The sequence below is a fragment of the Alkalibacterium sp. m-11 genome (assembly GCF_054658155.1).
In genome coordinates this window covers 27,526-45,811 of the sequence record NZ_BAAGIR010000003.1, presented here as the reverse complement: position 1 = coordinate 45,811, position 18,286 = coordinate 27,526, and the positions used below count along the sequence as shown (strand labels likewise).

Genomic DNA, 18,286 nt, shown 5'->3' with positions numbered 1-18,286 from the left:
ATAAATGATAAATAGATTACGCAATAGATTAAAGAAGGAAAATGGCTTCACACTGATTGAAATGTCTCTGGTCCTGCTGATCATATCTGTGCTCCTGTTATTGTTCGTCCCTAACCTGTCCAAAAGACAAGAATCAGCAAACGATACTGGAACTGATGCGATCGAAACAGTCCTGCAGAGCCAGGTGGATTTGTATAAAATAGAAGAAAAGAAAAACCCTGAAAGTTTCGATGTAATGGAAAATGAACAGTATCTGACACCTAATCAAGCCGATCGGGCCAATAAAGAATTTCAGTTGAATGGCGGCATTGTGACGAAAAAAGCTAAGTGACAGGTGAATCATGACGTGGTCAATGAATAAAGAAGAGGGCATGACGCTGATCGAAACACTACTGGTGCTCACTGCTCTGTCCATTATTATCTCAATACCTGCTGTTCAGTTCAGTCGACTCAAAGAAAGATCTGAAACAGCCCTGTTCTTTGAAACCTTTCAGTCGAGTGTCACCCTCATGCAGAACTATGCGATACTTAATGATAAATGGACAGTCATCGAATTCAGGCGTCCACTTAAAGATATATCATTCAGAGTAGCGGGTGAACGGGGGCATCCGATCGAACACAAACTGTCTCTGCCGGATCACATCTCATTATTGAATGATCTGACTGAATTCAGGTTTTCAAGAGGGACGGGACATATAAGCGGACATGAGGTCATCAGATTCCGCACACCGGAAGGAATTGTAGAGTTTGCCTTCCAGCTGGGAAGTGGCCGATATGAAATCAGGTAAATGGAGAAAAAGCGGAGGGTTCATCCTTATGGAAGCCCTGATCAGCTTGAGTCTGATCACACTAGCAGTATGCAGCATGCTTCCGTTCCTTGTGGATACTTTTGTAATCAGAGAAGAAGCAAAACTAAACGTGGAAACCAGCAGAGTTCTTTACGAAACAGCTCAGTTCTGGGATAGAACATATCAGTCGAATGCGATGATGGTGGACGGCAAGCTGATCGTAGTTATTGAAAATAACAATCGAATCACAGTCAAAGGAGAGAAAATCAGTGATCAGATGGTGGAAATCCTGTCAGTCAAATGGAAAAAATGATCAGGGACTGACTTTGATCGAATGCCTAGTTACTATCCAGGTCATAAGTGCTATGGTCCTGCTTTTTTCTTTCGCTCTCAGCCAGTTTACAGCACTTGAAAGACAGGTGAATGATGACAGACAGATCGAGTGGCACCTCTTCTTGAACTATCTCGAACAGGATCTGAAAGACAAGGTGGTCACGGATGTGAAGGGTGAGACGATTACTTTCAAAAAGGTGGTGGATGGTGTAGTGCAGGAGGAGCCCATGACCTACAACCGCTATAAAAATCTATATAGGAGAAGTGTGCGTGGACTGGGGCATCACCCTGTTCTAATGAGAATCAGTACCTTCTCAGCCGAAAAGAAAGATGACCAGCTGATATTAAAGGTCACTTTTGATAACCTGGAATCATACAGAGGCATAGTGAAGGTGGTGGATCATGTTCTGGAGTAAGGGCTTCGCAGATTCTATACGAAGCGATGAGGGGAGCACGCTATTGTCTGCACTCATTATGCTCATGTTTACTTCGTTCCTATTGTTGTCATCGGTCACAGTCCTCAAGCATCAGATGATCCAGTACAGGCAGACGGCTCTCAGCTATGAAGCCAGAACGATGATTGAAATGACAGAAGTTCTTTTAAAAGATGATTTTGATGATTATCAGTCTTATCCCAGTGAAGTGAGATTTTCATCAGGGAGCACAACAGTGAGCAGGCTCACCGATACACGATTTCTTATCAAGGCAGAACTGAACAATCAGCATACTAGTCAGAAAACAGTTGAGCTGGCAGTGAAGCCTGTAGAACCGAGTACACCCCTAAAAACAGACGAAAGCATTGATGACGAAGCAGTGGGAGATGAGCCAGAGGCCACACCAGAAGTCCAGGCTGTAAAAGACCATCAGGATGAATGAAACAAGATACTAAGCATAAATTGATTTGAGCATCAGTGGGCCAGACTGAAGAGAGCCTGCTGATGCTTTTCGCTGTTCAGCTGTCCTGAATATAGGTGTTGGGAACCGGATGTACAATGGCTGCCCATTCGTTTCTTTTTTAATTCAGCTTTGCTATAATAAAACAGATGAACGAAGAGCTGTACGATAAACTATAGAATAGGGTGTTCAAATGTTACGAGTAAAAGCCGTTCAAACAGAACTGAAGAAACAGGAGCTTGATGCACTGCTGGTTACGAGTCCGTTTAATCTCCGCTATGTCTCCAACTTTACGGGAACAACTGGACTGGGTGTCATCACTCACGACAAAGCCTACTTTGTCACCGACTTCCGCTATACTGAACAGGCTGCTGAGCAGGCAGAAGGGTACGAAATCATCCAGAACACTGGACCGATTTTTGATGAAGTCAAAGCACTAGTTGAAAAAGAATCGATTGCAAACCTTGGATTCGAGACAAATTTCATGACTTTTTCAAATTACGAACTGCTGAATTCACTTGTGGAATGCAGGCTGACTCCTGTAAGCGGGCTTATCGAGTACTTAAGAGAAATCAAGGAAGAAAGCGAAATTGAAACAATACAGAAAGCAATTAAGATCACTGAATACGCCTTCGAAGAAATCCTTCATTTCATCAAACCTGGCGTGACAGAGGTAGAAGTAGCCAATAAACTGGATTTTCTGATGAGAGAAGAAGGTGCCAGTGGAGTATCATTCGATACGATCGTGGCCAGCGGAAAGCGTTCTGCGATGCCTCACGGAGTAGCGAGCGATAAGGTTATCGAACAGGGAGACATGATCACGATCGATTTCGGGTGCTACTATAACGGATATGTATCAGACATGACTCGTACATTTGCATTAGGTGACCCTGGAGAAGAGCTGAAGAAGATTCATCAGATCGTTCTCGACGCAAATCTGAAAGTAACAGAGCAGATCAGGGCTGGAATTACTGGGAAGGATCTGGACGCTGTAGCCAGGGATTATATTACAGAAAAAGGGTATGGTAAAGCGTTCGGGCACTCAACTGGACACGGGATCGGACTTGAAGTGCATGAAGGCCCTGGAATCAATTTCAAGAATGAAAATGTACTGGTCAGCGGAAATGTCATCACAAACGAACCTGGGATCTATATTCCTGGACTTGGTGGCGTTAGAATCGAAGATGATCTGGTCGTCACTGATAGTGGCAGCAGAAACCTTATGAGCGTATCAAAAGAACTGATTCAGCTTTAAGGAAAGCCTTGTGAAGAGTAGTGATTTCAAATAGGTTTTCGCTTTAAATCATGTTACAATAAAGAGAGAATTAAAATACGTTTTATTTATGCCGTATTTTAAATTAGGAGGAAAACAGGTAATGATTTCAACAAGTGAATTTAAAACAGGTCTGACGATTGAATACGATGGAAGCATCTGGAGAATCATGGACTTCCAGCACGTAAAACCAGGAAAAGGTGCGGCATTTGTCCGTTCTAAACTTAAAAATCTGAGAACCGGTGCAATTCAGGATGAAACATTCCGTGCTGGCGAAAAGATGGAAACCGCTCATATCGAAACGAAAGAGATGCAGTATCTTTATGAGAATGGTGGAAACCACGTCTTCATGGATACTCAGACATATGAACAACTTGAAATTCCTGGCGAACGTATTGAAGATGAACTGAAATTCATGAAAGAAAATATGGAAGTCGAAATCATGATGTACGGACATGAAGTCCTTGGTGTTGATCTTCCTAAAAAAGTCGAGCTGAAAGTAGTAGAAACAGAGCCTGGAATCAGAGGCGACACAACAGGCGGAGGATCCAAGTCTGCAACACTTGAGACTGGGGCAGTTGTAACTGTACCTTTATTCGTCAACGTTGATGACATGCTGGTCATCAACACAGATGAAGGAAGCTACGTTTCCCGAGCTTAATCATTACATCGATTCAGTAAAAGGAGGAAGAGTGATGAGTGAAAAAATAGTCGATACAAATAGAACAAATCTAATAGGTGAAATCGAAGTGGCTCCTGAAGTACTGGAAGTCATTGCCGGTATTGCTGCCAACGAAGTGGATGGCGTCTATGCCATGCAAGGACGCTTCTCTAAAACAATGAAAAATGTTTTCGGCAAAGCTAATCATAAAAAAGGTGTTCATTTGAATACAGATGAAGACGGGCTGAAAGTAGATATATACTGCTACTTCAAATTTGGCGTGAACGTGCCTGTCGTAGCTCAGACCATTCAGCAGCGAGTACGCGAACAAGTGCTGCATATGACCGATATTTCACTTGCTGAAGTGAACATTCATATTGCAGATATTGTACCTGAAAAAACTACAATCCAGGAATTGTTCGATCTGGATACGGAAGAAGATGAAAAATAGTGACTACTGTAAGGCGTGTGATAAGGGAAAAAGCCTTTCAGTCTCTTTTCCAGTTATCCACACATGATGAACTGACCGCTGACCAGGCCATTCGACTGGCATTGGAAAGTACCTTGTCTTTTGATGAGGGGCGTACGATCGAAGAGGCTATGAAAGATGCGTTGCCTGAGGAAAAGAATACTCAGCAGATCGTGACGGATGCGCTGCATTATCTCAGAAGACTGGTTGTCGGTACAAGAGATAACAAAGAAGTGATTGATGAGACAATCACCAGACATCTAAAAAACTGGTCTTTGAATCGTCTTGAACGTACCAACAGGCTGCTGCTTGAGCTGGCTGCATATGAACTGCTTTTTGAAGCAGAGACGGATAAGCGTATCGTCATGAATGAAGCGATCGAGCTGGCTAAGACATTCAATGATGAAAAGGCAAGTAAATTCATAAATGGTGTCCTGCAGAGCATTGCAGATGAGAATAAAGTTTGAGCACTTTTTTCTGTCAGATATCCGCCAGTTCCGGATATGAAGAAATGAAATGTGACGCAGACAGCAAGAGAGGGCGGGGAAATAGAGTGTAGACCACATTCTATTTTTTTGCTCTTTTTATTTTCATCCAGCATCAGAACTTTAGAAAGGAGTTTGCTATGAGTGAAGACTACCTTACTGTCTCCCAGCTGACGACATATGTAAAAAGAAAATTTGATTACGATCCTTATCTTGAACGTGTTTTTGTTAAGGGAGAGATTTCGAATTACAATCCTCACCGCAGGAATTCTCATCAGTATTTCAGCATTAAAGATAAAGATGCCAAACTGTCAGTGGTCCTGTTTCAGCGGGAAGCCAGAAAACTGAACGTCGAATTGGAAGAGGGCATGAGCGTTATGGCTGTAGGTCGCTTGTCTGTCTATGAAAAGAACGGGACTTACCAGCTTTATATTGAACACATTGAACCAGAAGGACTTGGACAGCTCTATGCAGCTTACGAAAAGACTAAAAAGAAACTGACGGAAGAAGGCTGGTTCGATGCATCACGCAAACAGCTTCTGATTCGGTTTCCTAAAAGAATTGCTGTGGTAACCAGTCCGAGCGGAGCAGTAATCAGAGATATTCAGACAACTATAGAAAGACGATTTCCTATAGTTGAACTCACTCTTTACCCTACTTTAGTTCAAGGAGACAAAGCCGCCGATTCGATCGTAAAAAGCATTAAGAAGGCGGACAGGACGGGCGATTTCGATACGATCATTGTCGCCCGGGGAGGCGGATCGTTTGAAGACCTGTTTCCATTTAATGAAGAAAAAGTGGCGCTGGCAATTGCTCATGCGAAGACACCAGTCATATCATCAGTTGGACATGAAACGGATACGACACTTGCAGATCTTGCCGCAGACGTCAGAGCTGCGACACCAACTGCAGCAGCTGAACTGGCGGTACCTGTATTGACGGAAGAAATAGGTAAGATCGATCTGACAAGACAGAGACTGGTCCAGGCGATGCAGACACTTATTCGTCAGGAAAAAGAGCGGGTAAAACGAATGGAGCAGTCGTATATATTCAGGCAGCCCGAGCGGTTGTATGATGGATACAGCCAGAATCTTGACCAGCTCACGGATCAGCTGATCAGAAGCACGGATCAGAGGCTTCAGTCGGCACGTCAGAAGAGGGATATGCTGAATCAGCAAGTGCGTTCCTACAATCCTATGTCCCGAATCAGGCAGGCCAGGATTGATAATGAGAGACTGAAAAAACAGCTGTATACATTATCAAGGCAGGTTGTCGAAAACAAGTCAAGACAAGTGGATCATCTCATTCAGTCACTGGATCTCCTTTCCCCACTAAATATACTAGGAAGAGGATTCGCTGTTGCCAGACAAAATCAGACTATTATCAAGTCAACTGAACAGATTAACATAAATGAATCACTGGATGTCACCATTTCAGACGGAACAGTCAAAGCGAATATAACTGGAATCAGTAAAGACACTCTTATAAATAAAAGCAGCGAGGAGTAGAAGCAGTGGATAAAGAAAAAACGTTTGATGAAGCAATGAAGGATCTTGAAGGAATTGTTCAGAAGCTGGAGCAGGGGGATGTCCCACTTGAAGAAGCACTCGATCAGTTTCAGGAAGGAATCAATCTGAGCCGATACTGCAAACGCATTATAGAGGATGCAGAAAAAACAGTTACACGTATGGTCAATGAAGACAGCAGTGAAGATATTGCTGATAGCTGATAAAAAAACTGATAAATCAGATGACATGAGACTAGGGGCTATTGAAGATACAATGACGCAATGAATCGTGAGTAGTCGATTACTAAAAAATTAAAGGAGTATCAAATGAATTTTCAGACATTCGTTAAAGATTTTAAATACCCATTCGAACGGTATATGAGAGAGGCTATCCCGGACAGTAGCAGAACTCAGCTGGAAGCATCCATGCGCTACTCCCTTGAAGCTGGAGGTAAACGCCTGAGGCCACTGATTCTTTTCGCTGTTCTCAAAGCATTCAACAAACCGGTCGAGCAGGCTTTCCCATATGGGGCAGCACTTGAGATGATCCACACCTACTCACTGATCCATGATGATCTTCCAGCAATGGATGATGATGACCTTAGAAGAGGGAAACCGACAAACCACATAGAATACTCCGAAGCGACTGCTATCCTTGCAGGAGATGCACTGCTGACCAAGGCCTTTGAACTGATGACGCAGGGAACAGCGGACGATGCGATCAAGCTTAAACTGATCAGATCTTTATCTCAAGATGCAGGTCACGAAGGCATGGTTGGCGGCCAGCAGGCGGATATGAACGGGGAACATACTACCTTGACTCTTGAAGAACTGGAGTCGATCCATGCAAGAAAAACAGGTAAGCTTATCCGTTTTGCTTTCTACGCCGGAGGACTTCTTGCAGATGTGAAAAATGAAACAGTTACTGATCTTGAAGAAATGGCCTATGCTTTAGGACTGGCTTATCAGGTGAGAGATGATATCCTGGATGTTCAAGGGGATGAAAAAGATTTAGGTAAGCGGACTGGAGCGGATGCCAGATTAGGAAAGAGTACCTACCCGGCATTACTAGGGCTTGAAGAGGCAAATGATCTGTTCAGGGAGAAGCTTGAAAAAGCACTGACATTGAACTGCCAAATTAAAGAGCGTGAGGCTGTTTATGACGACGAACTGCTGGCATCCTTCATTCGCTCATTAGAAATCGAAGCATTGTCTTGAGGTGAGGACATGAAAAAAGAACGTGCAGATGACCTGCTGATCCGTCAGGGTTGGGCAGAAGATCGTGAAAAAGCCAAACGACTTATTATGTCCGGTAAAGTTTATACAAGCAAAGAAGAACAGATTTTTACTTCTGGCGAAAAGTGGCTTGGAGATACGCTTGTCTATGTCAAAGGCGCTGAACAGCTGTATGTCAGCCGGGGGGGCAAGAAACTTGAGCGCGCTCTGGACTACTTTAAAATTGACCTGACTGATCAGATTGTACTGGATATCGGCGCATCAACTGGCGGATTTACTGATGTCTCCTTGCAAAACGGTGCCCGACTGGTCTACGCTCTGGATGTAGGAACAAATCAGCTTGCCTGGAAACTGAGGATCGATGAGCGTGTCAGTGTTATGGAACAGACCAATTTCAGAACCTGCCGACCTGAAGACTTTACCCAGGGACAACCCACTGCCGCAACGATCGATGTCTCGTTCATCTCCTTAGAGAAAATTTTTCCTGTATTAAAAGATATTCTTGCTGAAGATGGTACAGTCATAGCTCTGATCAAACCACAGTTTGAAGCTAGAAGAGAAGATGTGGGTGAACGTGGCATCATTACTGACCCCGAAGTCCACAGATATGTCATTCATGCTATCATTTCATTTCTGTATGAATTAGGTATGACTACAGAAGGGATCATCCCTTCACCTATTAAGGGTGGCAAAGGGAACAAAGAATATTTAGCGTATATAAAGAATCGGTCTGCGAAGGATAAATCGCTAGATTACTGGCTGCAGAAACTTATTACTGACTCGTTGTTTTCCTGAACACTTAAAAAGTATGCATATAATTTAATATAAGATGATAAGTTCTTTTCTTGGCACTCAGTTAGAAATGATGTATACTTAAACTGAATATACTGTATAAATATACTGTGTTATTTAGTTCGCAAGGGCATAGGAGTGAATGAAGTGAAGAAAAAAGAGAGACATCAACTATTACGGGAACTGGTGCAACAGGAGGTTATTCAGAAACAGGGAGACTTCGTCGATATCCTGCAAAAACGCGGAATCGATATTACTCAGGCGACGATTTCGAGAGACATTAAGGAACTTCAACTCATCAAAGTACCTGCTCAAGAAGGTGGCTATCAGTACAACCTGCCTCCAGAAATGAATTATAACATTTCCAAGAAACTGGCAAGACTGATGAAAGATGCCTTCGTTTCAATCGACACTCAAAAAGAATTTGTTCTGATCAAGACGTTACCGGGTAATGCATTTGCTTTGGGTACATTGATCGAGACAGCGAAATACCAGGAAGTGTTCGGATGTATATCTGGTGATGATACTGTCCTGATAATTTGTCGGGATGAGGACAGTGCTGAACGTTTCCAGAGAAGAATTATTTCCTTCATTTAAATGATCTGATGAACAGGAGGTTTATCTTTGCTAGAATCGTTAAAAATTAGAGATTTTGCAATTATTCAGGATCTGTCACTGGACTTCAGAACTGGCATGACTGTCCTGACAGGTGAAACTGGCGCAGGAAAATCAATCATTATCGATGCGGTCGGTCTCCTGGCAGGTGGTAGAGGATCCAGCGAATTTGTCCGGTATGGTTCAAAGAAATGTGTTCTGGAAGGCCAGTTCTCCTATCAGAAGACGGAGACGTTGACTGCGCTTCTGGAAGAAAACGCGATTGATGAAGAAGAAGCCACATTGCTGATCCAAAGAGAAATATTTGCCACTGGACGCAATGTCTGCCGAATTAACGGCAGTATCGTCACCATTGCTGTCCTGAAAGAAGTGGGTTCTCAGCTGATCGACATCCATGGTCAGAACGAGCACCAGGAGCTGATGGTGTCTGATAACCATATTCATCTGCTGGATTATTACGGACCGAGTGAACTGGATCGGCTGAAAAAAGAATACCAGTCAGTATTCAGTGAATACAGGCAGCTTGAAAAAGAACGCAGAGAATGGGAAATCAATGAACAGGAGCTTGTGCAGCGTATCGATATTCTGAAATATCAGGTAGAAGAAATCAAAGCTGCCGATCTTCACCTCAATGAAGAAGAAGAGCTTAAAGAAGAGGAACAGAAGCTTGCGAACCATCAGTCGATTGTCGAAGCCCTGTCCTCAAGTTATACCATTCTTCAAGGAGAAGAGATAAGCGGACTGGATCTAATCGGACAGGCAATGGAGAAAATGGAAAGTATTTCGGATATGGATGATAAATTCAGACAGATATCTGAAACACTTTCTGCTGCATTCTTCCAGCTTCAGGAAGTATCCAGTGACTTGTATTCTGAAATGGATCATCTTGAATATGACGAAGAACGCCTTAACGAGATCGAAGAACGTCTCAACATCATTCAGCAGCTGAAACGGAAATATGGGAATACTGTTGAATCGATTCTGATCCATTACGAAGAAGCTGTCAGTGAACTGGAAAAGCTTGAAAACCGGGAAGAACAAGTGGATATGCTCAGCAAGAAGACAACTCAGTTGAGGGAACGGGCTGTAAGTCTGGCTGGAGACTTGACGAAAATCAGAAAAGAGACTGCTGAAAGGCTGGAAGTGGCCATTCTTGAACAGCTGAAAGAACTGTACATGGAAAAAGTCCAGTTTTCAGTGAATTTCAAAGAAGGATCAGATCAGGGAACTGCTGATTCCATCTTATCCGCCCAAGGCCAGGACAAAATCGAATTTTTTGTAGCAACTAACCCAGGGGAACCCTTGAAACCACTTGCGCGTGTCGCATCCGGAGGAGAACTCTCTCGTATGATGTTGGCAATGAAAACTATCTTCTCCAGGTCGCAAGGCATTACAAGCATCATTTTTGATGAAGTGGATACTGGTGTCAGCGGAAGAGTGGCTCAGGCCATAGCAGACAAGATTTATTCAGTGGCCTACCATTCTCAAGTCTTATGCATCACTCATCTGCCTCAAGTTGCAGCGCGGGCAGATCAGCACTTGTATATACGAAAAGAAGTGGCTAACGACCGGACGACCACCTATGTTGAACAACTGGCCGAGAAAGAACGGACAGAAGAAATTGCCCGTATGCTTTCAGGTGAGGAACTAACGCAACTGACTATTGAAACTGCTCAGGAATTACTGAAACTGGCTGATAAAAAGAAAAAGCAGGTATAAAAAAACCCTCTTTGCACCACTGAATAAGGGGCCAAGAGGGTTTTTGTCAATTATATTATAGAATCACACTTAAAATCGAAGCAAATGCAGGAATAGCCATCGACAGGAGCAGCACCCAAATAATGATTTTAGAAGCAGTGCTTGTTGATCCTTTTTCTCTTCGTTTCTTAGGCATAAGTGTACACCAACTTTCCTGAGAACTTTCAGCTATTAGTGTACTTAAAGTGCTGTCATAATGCAAGTCTTTATTAGAGAGTTTCAAAAGTGTTCAAATTTTGATAATATAATTACGAGTAAGATATGCAGGTCTGACTTTTTTGAGCGGTCAGCTGCATCAAAAATGAGAGGAGATTTACTATGAGTAAACAGCAAGTCGGCGTTATCGGTATGGCTGTCATGGGTAAGAATCTGGCTTTGAATATTGAAAGCAGAGGCTACTCCGTGTCGATTTATAACCGTACAGGATCAAAAACAGATGGGGTCATCGAAGAGAACCCCGGCAAGAATCTGACTGCAACGTATGAATTGGAAGAATTTGTCGACTCTCTGGAAGTACCTAGAAAAATCGTTTTGATGGTACAGGCAGGGAAAGGGACAGATGCTGTCATCAAACAGCTGCTACCTCACTTGGATAAAGGAGATATTTTGATCGATGGAGGGAACACCTTCTATCAGGATACGATCCGCCGCAGCAAGGAACTTGCTGATTCAGGCATCAACTTTATCGGAACTGGCGTGTCCGGTGGAGAAGAAGGTGCTCTGAAAGGACCAGCGATCATGCCAGGTGGTCAGAAGGAAGCTTATGATCTTGTAGCGCCGATCCTGGAACAGATTGCTGCCAAAGCACCTGCTGATGGAGAGCCATGTGTCACATACATTGGTCCAGATGGAGCGGGACACTATGTGAAAATGGTCCATAACGGCATCGAATACGGCGATATGCAGCTAATTGCTGAGTCTTATCACATTTTGAAAGACGTTGTCGGCTTGTCAAATGAAGAAATTGCTGATGTATTCAAGGAATGGAATACTGGTGAACTGGACAGCTTCCTGATCGAAATCACAGCAGATGCGTTAACTAAAAAAGATCCGGAAACAGGCAAGCACATGATCGATATCATTCTTGACCGTGCCGGAAACAAAGGAACAGGAAAATGGACGTCGCAGAGTGCGCTTGACCTGGGACTGCCTCTCCCACTGATCACAGAATCAGTTTTTGCCCGCTACATCTCTGCACTGAAAGACGAACGTGTAGCAGCGAGCAAAGTTCTGCCTAAGCCGGAAATGAAAGCCTTCGAAGGCGACAAGAAAGAAGTCATCGAAAAAATCAGAGAAGCCCTGTACTTCAGTAAAATCATGAGTTACGCTCAAGGATTTGCACAAATGGGAACTGCTTCAAAAGAGTACAACTGGAACCTGAAATACGGTGACATTGCAAAAATCTTCAGAGCTGGCTGTATCATCAGAGCGCGTTTCCTTCAGAAAATCACTGAAGCCTATGAGCGTGAACCACAGCTTAAAAACCTAGTACTGGATGACTATTTCATGGACATCACTGAACGTTATCAGCAGTCAGTAAGAGATCTGGTCGGACTTTCTGTTCAGGCAGGTGTTCCTGTGCCGGCATTCTCATCAGCGATCGCTTATTACGATTCTTACCGTTCAGAACGTCTGCCTGCAAACATCATTCAGGCACAACGTGATTACTTTGGAGCGCATACCTATGAACGCGTCGATAAAGAAGGCACGTTCCACTTCGACTGGTATGGAAATGAAGGCGAAGAAAGCTGGGATTAAGCCAATTGTGTCATTGATTAAAAAATAGTATGAAGATAGTGGGTTTTCAATTAGAAAACCTGCTATTTTACTGTTATAATAGCTTTAATAGACGATTTCTTTCGTTCCCTTGAATGAGAAACTGTGTTACACTAAAGAAGCCTTGTGACAGGAACTGAAGGGGATCACCCGTAAACAAAATGAAACAGGTAAATTAAGCTAGGAGTGAAAACATTGGCAAATATTTTGATCATTGAGGACGAGAAGAATCTGGCCAGATTCGTCGAACTTGAACTGAACCATGAAGGGTTTAGGACAGAAGTACGTTTCGATGGACGTTCAGGACTGGAAGCGGCACTGGATGAAGAGGAAAGCTGGGATATCATTCTCCTTGACCTGATGCTTCCTGAACTGAACGGCATAGATGTAGCTCGTCGCATAAGACAAGTCAGCAATGTGCCGATCATCATGATGACTGCCCGCGATTCAGTTATTGACCGTGTATCAGGTTTCGATCACGGTGCTGATGACTATGTCGTCAAACCGTTTGCGATCGAAGAACTGCTTGCCCGCATGCGTGCACTGCTTCGTCGAATCGAAATTGAAACTGAAGAAAACGTCAGCCGTCAGACAACCATCACTTATAAAGACATTACTGTCGAAAAGGAAAACCGCGTCGTCAAGCGTGGCGATGAAGTCATCGAGCTGACTAAAAGAGAGTACGAACTGCTTGTGGAACTTATGGAGAATGTCAACGTCGTTCTGTCTCGTGAAGTCCTCTTGAACAAAGTATGGGGTTACGAAACAGAAGTCGAAACGAATGTTGTCGACGTCTACATCAGATATCTTCGTAACAAAATCGATGTAGCAGGCAAGGAAAGTTACATTCAGACCGTTAGAGGAACTGGATACGTGATGCGCACGTGAAACAGCAGGCAGCCATCGATACGACAGCAGTAAACCAGCAGAAGCGTATTTCTCTGAGATGGAAGTGGACGATTGGGGCTGCAATTGCACTATTTCTTACCTATACGATTTTTTCAACGATTCTGTTCATTACGTTCCAGCAGATCATGATCGAAAATGAACAGCAGGCTGTCAGAAATGTGGTATTTAACCTTACCGAACGTTTCGGGCAGCATTTTTATGAGTTGACTGAAGAAGATGTAGAAGAAACACTGGATCAGCAGGAGCTGTATCTTACTCCCGAGATGCCGATAATGGAAGAAACTCAGAATCAGAGAAGTACTCCGCTGAGAGCAAGTCAGGGCAGCATCGTCATTCGTGTGTTCAGCCCGGATGAAGAACTTTTGTATGAAACGAATTCGGTAGATATCGGATTTGAACCACTTGAGACCTTACAGATACAGACAATACCTGAAGGACCTCATGGAGAAGCGCTGTCAGCTGTGACCCCGGTCTATTCTTTTTTGAATAATGACCGGATCGGTTATGTTCAGGTGATCAATACACTATCATCCTATCATCAGCTGTTCAGAAGTGTTTTGGGAGCGATCCTTTTGACAGGAATCATTGCCCTACTGTTCAGTGGGGTCATCGGTTACCTCATAGCCATCTCATTTCTTCAGCCGATCCGTCGACTGACCGAAGCGATGCACATCATTGAAAAGGATCCGGAATCCGAAGAACGCATCGATGTTGGAGACGGAAATGACGAACTGACTGAACTCGCCAACGCATACAACGCCATGCTGGATAGAATGCAGCGGAACATTGAACACCAGAAGCAGTTTGTAGAAGATGTCTCTCATGAACTTAGAACACCCGTCGCTGTGGTGGAAGGGCATATGAAACTGCTCAACCGCTGGGGGAAAGATGACCCAGTTGTTCTTGAAGAATCACTGGATGCCTCCCTGCAGGAAATCGGCCGGATGAAGAGTCTGGTGCAGGAAATGCTGGACTTGTCCCGCGCAGAACAGGTGGAAATTCATTATAAAAATGAACGGACACCGGTCAGAGAAATCATTAATCAGACATTTAATAACTTCAAGCTGGTTCATCCTGACTTCTATTTCATTCTTGATGATGATCTTGAAAAAGAAGTATATGTCAACATCTACCGTAATCATCTGGAACAGATTCTTATCATTCTTCTGGACAATGCAGTCAAGTATTCGACTGACCGTCATGAGGTGCATTTAAGTGTCTCGGAACACGGCAGAAATGTTCAGATCGCCATTCAGGATTATGGTGAAGGAATGACTCAGGAAGATACCGTTAAAATCTTCAACCGATTCTACCGGGTAGACAAGGCTCGCAGCCGTCATAAAGGCGGAAACGGACTGGGACTGTCTATCGCCAAACAGCTGATTGAAGGCTATCATGGCAAGATCTGGGCTGAAAGTGTTCTCGAACATGGATCTATCTTCAGAATAGAACTGCCTAAGCTGGAAGATAAGCAATCGGACAGGGATTCAGATAAATAATTAAAAATTGGGAAAGGCCCGGCAATCAGCCAGGCCTTTTTTCTGTTCAAGCAAGTGAGACTAGCTGTAAATTGGTGTTTATTTTCGTGAGTTTTTCCCTGAAAAGATAATAGTATATACGAGGAGGGAGCACATGTTAATTTTGAAATCCAGGGAAAAGTCATCACAGTTGAGGGGCTATGAGTCACTGAACAGCCGATTATCATTAAGTAAAGACGAACTCAGCAAATACAATCATTTAAAAGCAGGACTGGAAGGTGAAATAACATTTGATAACTTGATTCAGACTAGGTTAAACAAAGACATACTTATTCTGAACGATCTCCTGCTATCGGTAAATGGCTCATCGATACAGATTGATTCACTCATTCTGATGAATAACAGTGTCTATATATTTGAAATAAAGAACTACAAAGGAGAGTATCGGTATGAAGCAGGGAAGTATATCAGTAAACGTGGATACACTATTGTAAGTCCAAATAACCAGCTCGAGAGAACCGCTACTCTATTTGCCCAGCTGATGAAATCGTGGAATTACTCTGTCAACGTAGTGAAGTATCTGGTTTTTATCAATCCTGAATTTACACTTTACCGTGTCGGATCTGATGACAGCGTCTGCTTGCCAACTCAAATAAATGAACTGCTGAGAAAACTTGATGATCAGGAGGTCAGCCGAAACCCCAAACTACGTCAGCTCGCAAACAGATTACTGGAAAATCACAAACAGAATGTACCGTTTGAGCTGAATCTTCCCACATACGCCTGGGAAGACCTTCTTAAAGGCCCAACCTGTACACATTGTAAAAGTTTTACACTTGCATATTCACAACGCAGCTGTGTCTGCAAAGCATGTGGAATAAAAACAGACAGATTGGATAATATTATTGGCAACGTTGAAGAAATGAAGCTTCTGTTCCCGGAGATGAAGATTACTACCAAATGTGTCAGTGAATGGCTGAATGGGGCATTGCCTGCCAAGTCCATCAGACGGGCTCTAAACACCCATTATAAGCAACAGGGAAAAAGTCAGGGTGTATATTATCTTTGAACTAATTGGATATCTCGAATAACCGGAGAAGCATTAATGATTGGATAAAGAATGATGGCGTCCTCGAGTTGGACGAAAGAAGTCGGGAGCAGCCAACTGAGTTGCGATCGTGTCACCGAGTTGGACGAAAGATGTCGGGAGCAGCCAACTGAGTTGCGATGGCGTCCTCGAGTTGGAGGAAAGGTGTCGGGAGCAGCCAACTGAGTTGCGATGGCGTCCTCGAGTTGGAGGAAAGGTGTCGGGAGCAGCCAACTGAGATGCGACCGTGTCCTCGACTTGGTCGAAAGATGTCGGGAGCAGCCAACTGAGATGCGACCGTGTCCTCGAGTTGGACGAAAGAAGTTGGGAGCAGCCAACTGAGTTGCGATGGCATCCTCGAGTTGGACGAAAGAAGTTGGGAGTAGCCAACTGAGATGCGATGGCGGCATTGAGTTGGACGAAAGATGTCGGGAGCATCCAACTGGAGTGTGATCCTGTTCTCGAGTTGGACGAAAGAAGTTGGGAGCAGCCAACTGAGTTGTGATGGCGGCCTCGAGTTGGACGAAAGAAGTTGGGAGCATCCAACTGAGTTGCGATGGCGGCCACGAGTTGGACGAAAAATGTCGGGAGTAGCCAACTGAGTTGCGATGGCGGCATCGAGTTGGACGAAAGACCTCGATACTGCTCTAATGGAATAGAATTCCTTGAATAATAAAAGGAAGCCCGGCACACGCCGGGCTTTTCATCTCTATGACAAAAGAAAAGAAGAGAGCCGAGGCTCTCTTCTACATCATTTTAAAAACATTAATTGTTTCTCTGCTGCTTGCCTGAGTTACGACGGCCTTTCGATTCAAAAGGACTCTGATTACGTCGTTTGTCCTTAGCAGACGGTGCAGGTGAAACTTGCTTCCCTTGTTTTGTCGTGACTTCTTCAGCCTGAATTTTTCTGCGGGAAGGCTTTTTACGTTCAACGACCTGTTTGTCGCCGTGCTTTTCTTTCATTTCCTTTTCCAGTTTTGGCTTGTAGTAAAGATTGGTCAACAAGGACTGTCCGATCGCCACAAATCCACCAGCAAACCAGTATAGTGTTAAACCAGCTGGTCCGGTAATAGAAAACATCAGGATCATGATCGGGTTCATCAGCATCATTGAGTTGGATTGTTTGCGCTGCTCTTCAGGCATACCAGCCTGCATGATTCGAGTTTGTACATAGTAGACAGCTCCGGTCAGTAAAGCAAGAATGATACTGCGCTGTCCAAGTTCAATACCTAACCAAGTCGCGTTCTGGATCGATTCTGACATGCGGATAGCCTGGAACATTGCTGTAAATACAGGCATCTGAATCAGAAGTGGAAGACACCCGGACAAGCCGCCGAGCATATTGACATTGTTCTCACGATAAACTTCCATCAGTTCCTGTTGCAGTTCCTGTTTTTTCTGAGCATCATCTGTTTCTTTCATTTCAGCTTGAATCTCATCTGTTACAGGTTTGACAACGGCCATTTTTGTCTGCTGTTCCATAGACGTACGTTGCTGCTTAATTGAGAGTGGAAGTATAATGATACGAACGATAATGGTTATTGCAATAATTGACAAGCCGTAGTTTCCACCGAATAAATCTGCAAGAATTTCGATGAACGACTGAGTCGGCAGCACCAGATAATCATATAAAAATTGAGAAAAGCCACCAGTCGGGTTTCCAGCCTGATCGACTCTCATACATCCCGAAAGGAATAAGACGATCGACAGCATCCCACCGGATAACAGCCATCTTTTTGTTCTGTTTTTCAAATCAGTTCAATCCTTTAAAGTAAGTTAGTCACGTGGTCTTGATGTCTGACACGCTATTGAACACTATACAATAAAGGAAGCAAGAATTCAATTAGCTTGGGAAAAATTAGTTTTTTCTTCAACATTTTCGTCATAGGTGACTACAACTTTATCCACATTTGCCGAAGGACTTGGTCCTTTCCGCAGAGCTTCAACAAATCGGGACAGCTGTTCTGCGCTGCCCTGCGCCTCTACATAAACGGTCCCGTCAGATTCATTACGAACGATACCAGTAATGCCAAGTTCATCTGCAGCCTGCTTGGTGGTGAAACGGAAGCCGACTCCTTGTACACGACCGGAAATCTCTGCTCTCAATTTCTGTGTGTCTGTTCCTTCCAGAGGATCGTTTGTATAGATTATTTCTCCGCCGGACTTATTCCCTTTTCCTTTATTGAAAAATTCTTTAAATAGTGACCCCATAGTGCTTCCTCCTT

The 18,286-nt window shown here is 43.7% G+C and carries 21 protein-coding genes; 19 read left to right on the top strand and 2 right to left on the bottom strand.

Translation table 11 applies throughout. The annotated features are described in order from the left end of the window. The first annotated feature begins 4 nt into the window (after positions 1–4). The 19 genes from comGC to ACYQ2O_RS00755 all read left to right on the top strand — a co-directional run bounded on the left by comGC (position 5) and on the right by ACYQ2O_RS00755 (position 16,043). Positions 5–331, top strand: coding sequence for a competence type IV pilus major pilin ComGC (gene comGC / locus ACYQ2O_RS00845; RefSeq protein ID WP_346025571.1), 327 nt, complete (start codon positions 5–7; stop codon positions 329–331). Between the two features lie 22 nt (positions 332–353). Then, positions 354–788, top strand: a complete 435-nt coding sequence (gene comGD, locus ACYQ2O_RS00840; protein WP_091266073.1) for a competence type IV pilus minor pilin ComGD — start codon at positions 354–356, stop codon at positions 786–788. Next, positions 775–1,101 carry a hypothetical protein gene (locus ACYQ2O_RS00835; RefSeq protein WP_346025569.1) on the top strand — a complete coding sequence of 109 codons (327 nt, stop codon included), beginning with the start codon at positions 775–777 and terminating at the stop codon, positions 1,099–1,101. Before comGD ends, ACYQ2O_RS00835 begins: the two co-directional genes overlap by 14 nt. Then, a complete protein-coding gene (comGF, locus tag ACYQ2O_RS00830; RefSeq protein ID WP_346025568.1) occupies positions 1,058–1,537 on the top strand; it encodes a competence type IV pilus minor pilin ComGF in 480 nt (159 codons plus the stop codon). Before ACYQ2O_RS00835 ends, comGF begins: the two co-directional genes overlap by 44 nt. Further along, positions 1,524–1,997, top strand: a complete 474-nt coding sequence (locus ACYQ2O_RS00825) for a hypothetical protein (protein WP_346025567.1) — start codon at positions 1,524–1,526, stop codon at positions 1,995–1,997. Before comGF ends, ACYQ2O_RS00825 begins: the two co-directional genes overlap by 14 nt. Before the next feature lie 211 nt (positions 1,998–2,208). Continuing rightward, positions 2,209–3,270 carry a M24 family metallopeptidase gene (locus tag ACYQ2O_RS00820; protein WP_346025566.1) on the top strand — a complete coding sequence of 354 codons (1,062 nt, stop codon included), beginning with the start codon at positions 2,209–2,211 and terminating at the stop codon, positions 3,268–3,270. 121 nt (positions 3,271–3,391) lie between these two features. Beyond that, positions 3,392–3,949 (top strand): elongation factor P, encoded by a 558-nt coding sequence (gene efp / locus ACYQ2O_RS00815; RefSeq protein WP_346025565.1) that lies wholly within the window; start codon positions 3,392–3,394, stop codon positions 3,947–3,949. Between the two features lie 34 nt (positions 3,950–3,983). Continuing rightward, positions 3,984–4,400 (top strand): Asp23/Gls24 family envelope stress response protein, encoded by a 417-nt coding sequence (locus ACYQ2O_RS00810; protein WP_346025564.1) that lies wholly within the window; start codon positions 3,984–3,986, stop codon positions 4,398–4,400. Then, positions 4,400–4,885: a transcription antitermination factor NusB gene (gene nusB / locus ACYQ2O_RS00805; RefSeq protein ID WP_176759611.1), complete on the top strand. Its 486-nt coding sequence runs from the start codon at positions 4,400–4,402 to the stop codon at positions 4,883–4,885. Before ACYQ2O_RS00810 ends, nusB begins: the two co-directional genes overlap by 1 nt. A 158-nt stretch (positions 4,886–5,043) precedes the next feature. Next, positions 5,044–6,411: an exodeoxyribonuclease VII large subunit gene (xseA, locus tag ACYQ2O_RS00800; RefSeq protein WP_346025563.1), complete on the top strand. Its 1,368-nt coding sequence runs from the start codon at positions 5,044–5,046 to the stop codon at positions 6,409–6,411. Positions 6,412–6,416: 5 nt separating this feature from the next. Further along, a complete protein-coding gene (locus ACYQ2O_RS00795) occupies positions 6,417–6,632 on the top strand; it encodes an exodeoxyribonuclease VII small subunit (protein ID WP_346025562.1) in 216 nt (71 codons plus the stop codon). A 105-nt stretch (positions 6,633–6,737) separates the two neighbouring features. Continuing rightward, positions 6,738–7,628, top strand: a complete 891-nt coding sequence (locus ACYQ2O_RS00790) for a polyprenyl synthetase family protein (RefSeq protein ID WP_346025561.1) — start codon at positions 6,738–6,740, stop codon at positions 7,626–7,628. 9 nt (positions 7,629–7,637) lie between these two features. Beyond that, on the top strand, positions 7,638–8,441 hold the full coding sequence (locus ACYQ2O_RS00785) for a TlyA family RNA methyltransferase (RefSeq protein ID WP_459795818.1): 804 nt from the start codon (positions 7,638–7,640) through the stop codon (positions 8,439–8,441). 144 nt (positions 8,442–8,585) lie between these two features. Then, positions 8,586–9,035, top strand: a complete 450-nt coding sequence (argR, locus tag ACYQ2O_RS00780) for an arginine repressor (RefSeq protein ID WP_346025559.1) — start codon at positions 8,586–8,588, stop codon at positions 9,033–9,035. Positions 9,036–9,062: 27 nt separating this feature from the next. Further along, positions 9,063–10,772 carry a DNA repair protein RecN gene (gene recN, locus ACYQ2O_RS00775; protein WP_346025558.1) on the top strand — a complete coding sequence of 570 codons (1,710 nt, stop codon included), beginning with the start codon at positions 9,063–9,065 and terminating at the stop codon, positions 10,770–10,772. 357 nt (positions 10,773–11,129) lie between these two features. Then, positions 11,130–12,569: an NADP-dependent phosphogluconate dehydrogenase gene (gndA, locus tag ACYQ2O_RS00770; RefSeq protein WP_091482339.1), complete on the top strand. Its 1,440-nt coding sequence runs from the start codon at positions 11,130–11,132 to the stop codon at positions 12,567–12,569. Between the two features lie 213 nt (positions 12,570–12,782). After that, the gene (locus ACYQ2O_RS00765) at positions 12,783–13,475 is read left to right on the top strand and encodes a response regulator transcription factor (protein WP_091482341.1); all 693 of its coding nucleotides are present in this window, start codon (positions 12,783–12,785) and stop codon (positions 13,473–13,475) included. Next, positions 13,472–14,995 (top strand): HAMP domain-containing sensor histidine kinase, encoded by a 1,524-nt coding sequence (locus ACYQ2O_RS00760; protein WP_346025557.1) that lies wholly within the window; start codon positions 13,472–13,474, stop codon positions 14,993–14,995. The genes ACYQ2O_RS00765 and ACYQ2O_RS00760 overlap by 4 nt, the downstream gene beginning before the upstream one ends. A 133-nt stretch (positions 14,996–15,128) precedes the next feature. Further along, positions 15,129–16,043: a nuclease-related domain-containing protein gene (locus ACYQ2O_RS00755; protein WP_346025556.1), complete on the top strand. Its 915-nt coding sequence runs from the start codon at positions 15,129–15,131 to the stop codon at positions 16,041–16,043. A 783-nt stretch (positions 16,044–16,826) separates the two neighbouring features. Here ACYQ2O_RS00755 and yidC read toward each other — a convergent pair. Both yidC and ACYQ2O_RS00745 read right to left on the bottom strand, forming a co-directional pair. Next, positions 16,827–17,813, bottom strand: coding sequence for a membrane protein insertase YidC (gene yidC / locus ACYQ2O_RS00750; protein WP_459795816.1), 987 nt, complete (start codon positions 17,811–17,813; stop codon positions 16,827–16,829). An 87-nt stretch (positions 17,814–17,900) separates the two neighbouring features. Next, positions 17,901–18,272 (bottom strand): acylphosphatase, encoded by a 372-nt coding sequence (locus tag ACYQ2O_RS00745; protein ID WP_091266108.1) that lies wholly within the window; start codon positions 18,270–18,272, stop codon positions 17,901–17,903. Positions 18,273–18,286: the final 14 nt, after the last annotated feature.

Excerpts from the sequence above, each read along its gene's own strand:
- xseA (WP_346025563.1), top strand. The coding sequence starts at position 5,044 with ATGAGTGAAGACTACCTTACTGTCTCCCAGCTGACGACATATGTAAAA.
- ACYQ2O_RS00825 (WP_346025567.1), top strand. The coding sequence starts at position 1,524 with ATGTTCTGGAGTAAGGGCTTCGCAGATTCTATACGAAGCGATGAGGGG.
- ACYQ2O_RS00745 (WP_091266108.1), bottom strand. The coding sequence starts at position 18,272 with ATGGGGTCACTATTTAAAGAATTTTTCAATAAAGGAAAAGGGAATAAG.
- comGC (WP_346025571.1), top strand. The coding sequence starts at position 5 with ATGATAAATAGATTACGCAATAGATTAAAGAAGGAAAATGGCTTCACA.
- ACYQ2O_RS00755 (WP_346025556.1), top strand. The coding sequence starts at position 15,129 with ATGTTAATTTTGAAATCCAGGGAAAAGTCATCACAGTTGAGGGGCTAT.
- ACYQ2O_RS00835 (WP_346025569.1), top strand. The coding sequence starts at position 775 with ATGAAATCAGGTAAATGGAGAAAAAGCGGAGGGTTCATCCTTATGGAA.
- ACYQ2O_RS00785 (WP_459795818.1), top strand. The coding sequence starts at position 7,638 with ATGAAAAAAGAACGTGCAGATGACCTGCTGATCCGTCAGGGTTGGGCA.
- efp (WP_346025565.1), top strand. The coding sequence starts at position 3,392 with ATGATTTCAACAAGTGAATTTAAAACAGGTCTGACGATTGAATACGAT.
- ACYQ2O_RS00810 (WP_346025564.1), top strand. The coding sequence starts at position 3,984 with ATGAGTGAAAAAATAGTCGATACAAATAGAACAAATCTAATAGGTGAA.
- ACYQ2O_RS00790 (WP_346025561.1), top strand. The coding sequence starts at position 6,738 with ATGAATTTTCAGACATTCGTTAAAGATTTTAAATACCCATTCGAACGG.
- ACYQ2O_RS00820 (WP_346025566.1), top strand. The coding sequence starts at position 2,209 with ATGTTACGAGTAAAAGCCGTTCAAACAGAACTGAAGAAACAGGAGCTT.
- gndA (WP_091482339.1), top strand. The coding sequence starts at position 11,130 with ATGAGTAAACAGCAAGTCGGCGTTATCGGTATGGCTGTCATGGGTAAG.
- comGD (WP_091266073.1), top strand. The coding sequence starts at position 354 with ATGAATAAAGAAGAGGGCATGACGCTGATCGAAACACTACTGGTGCTC.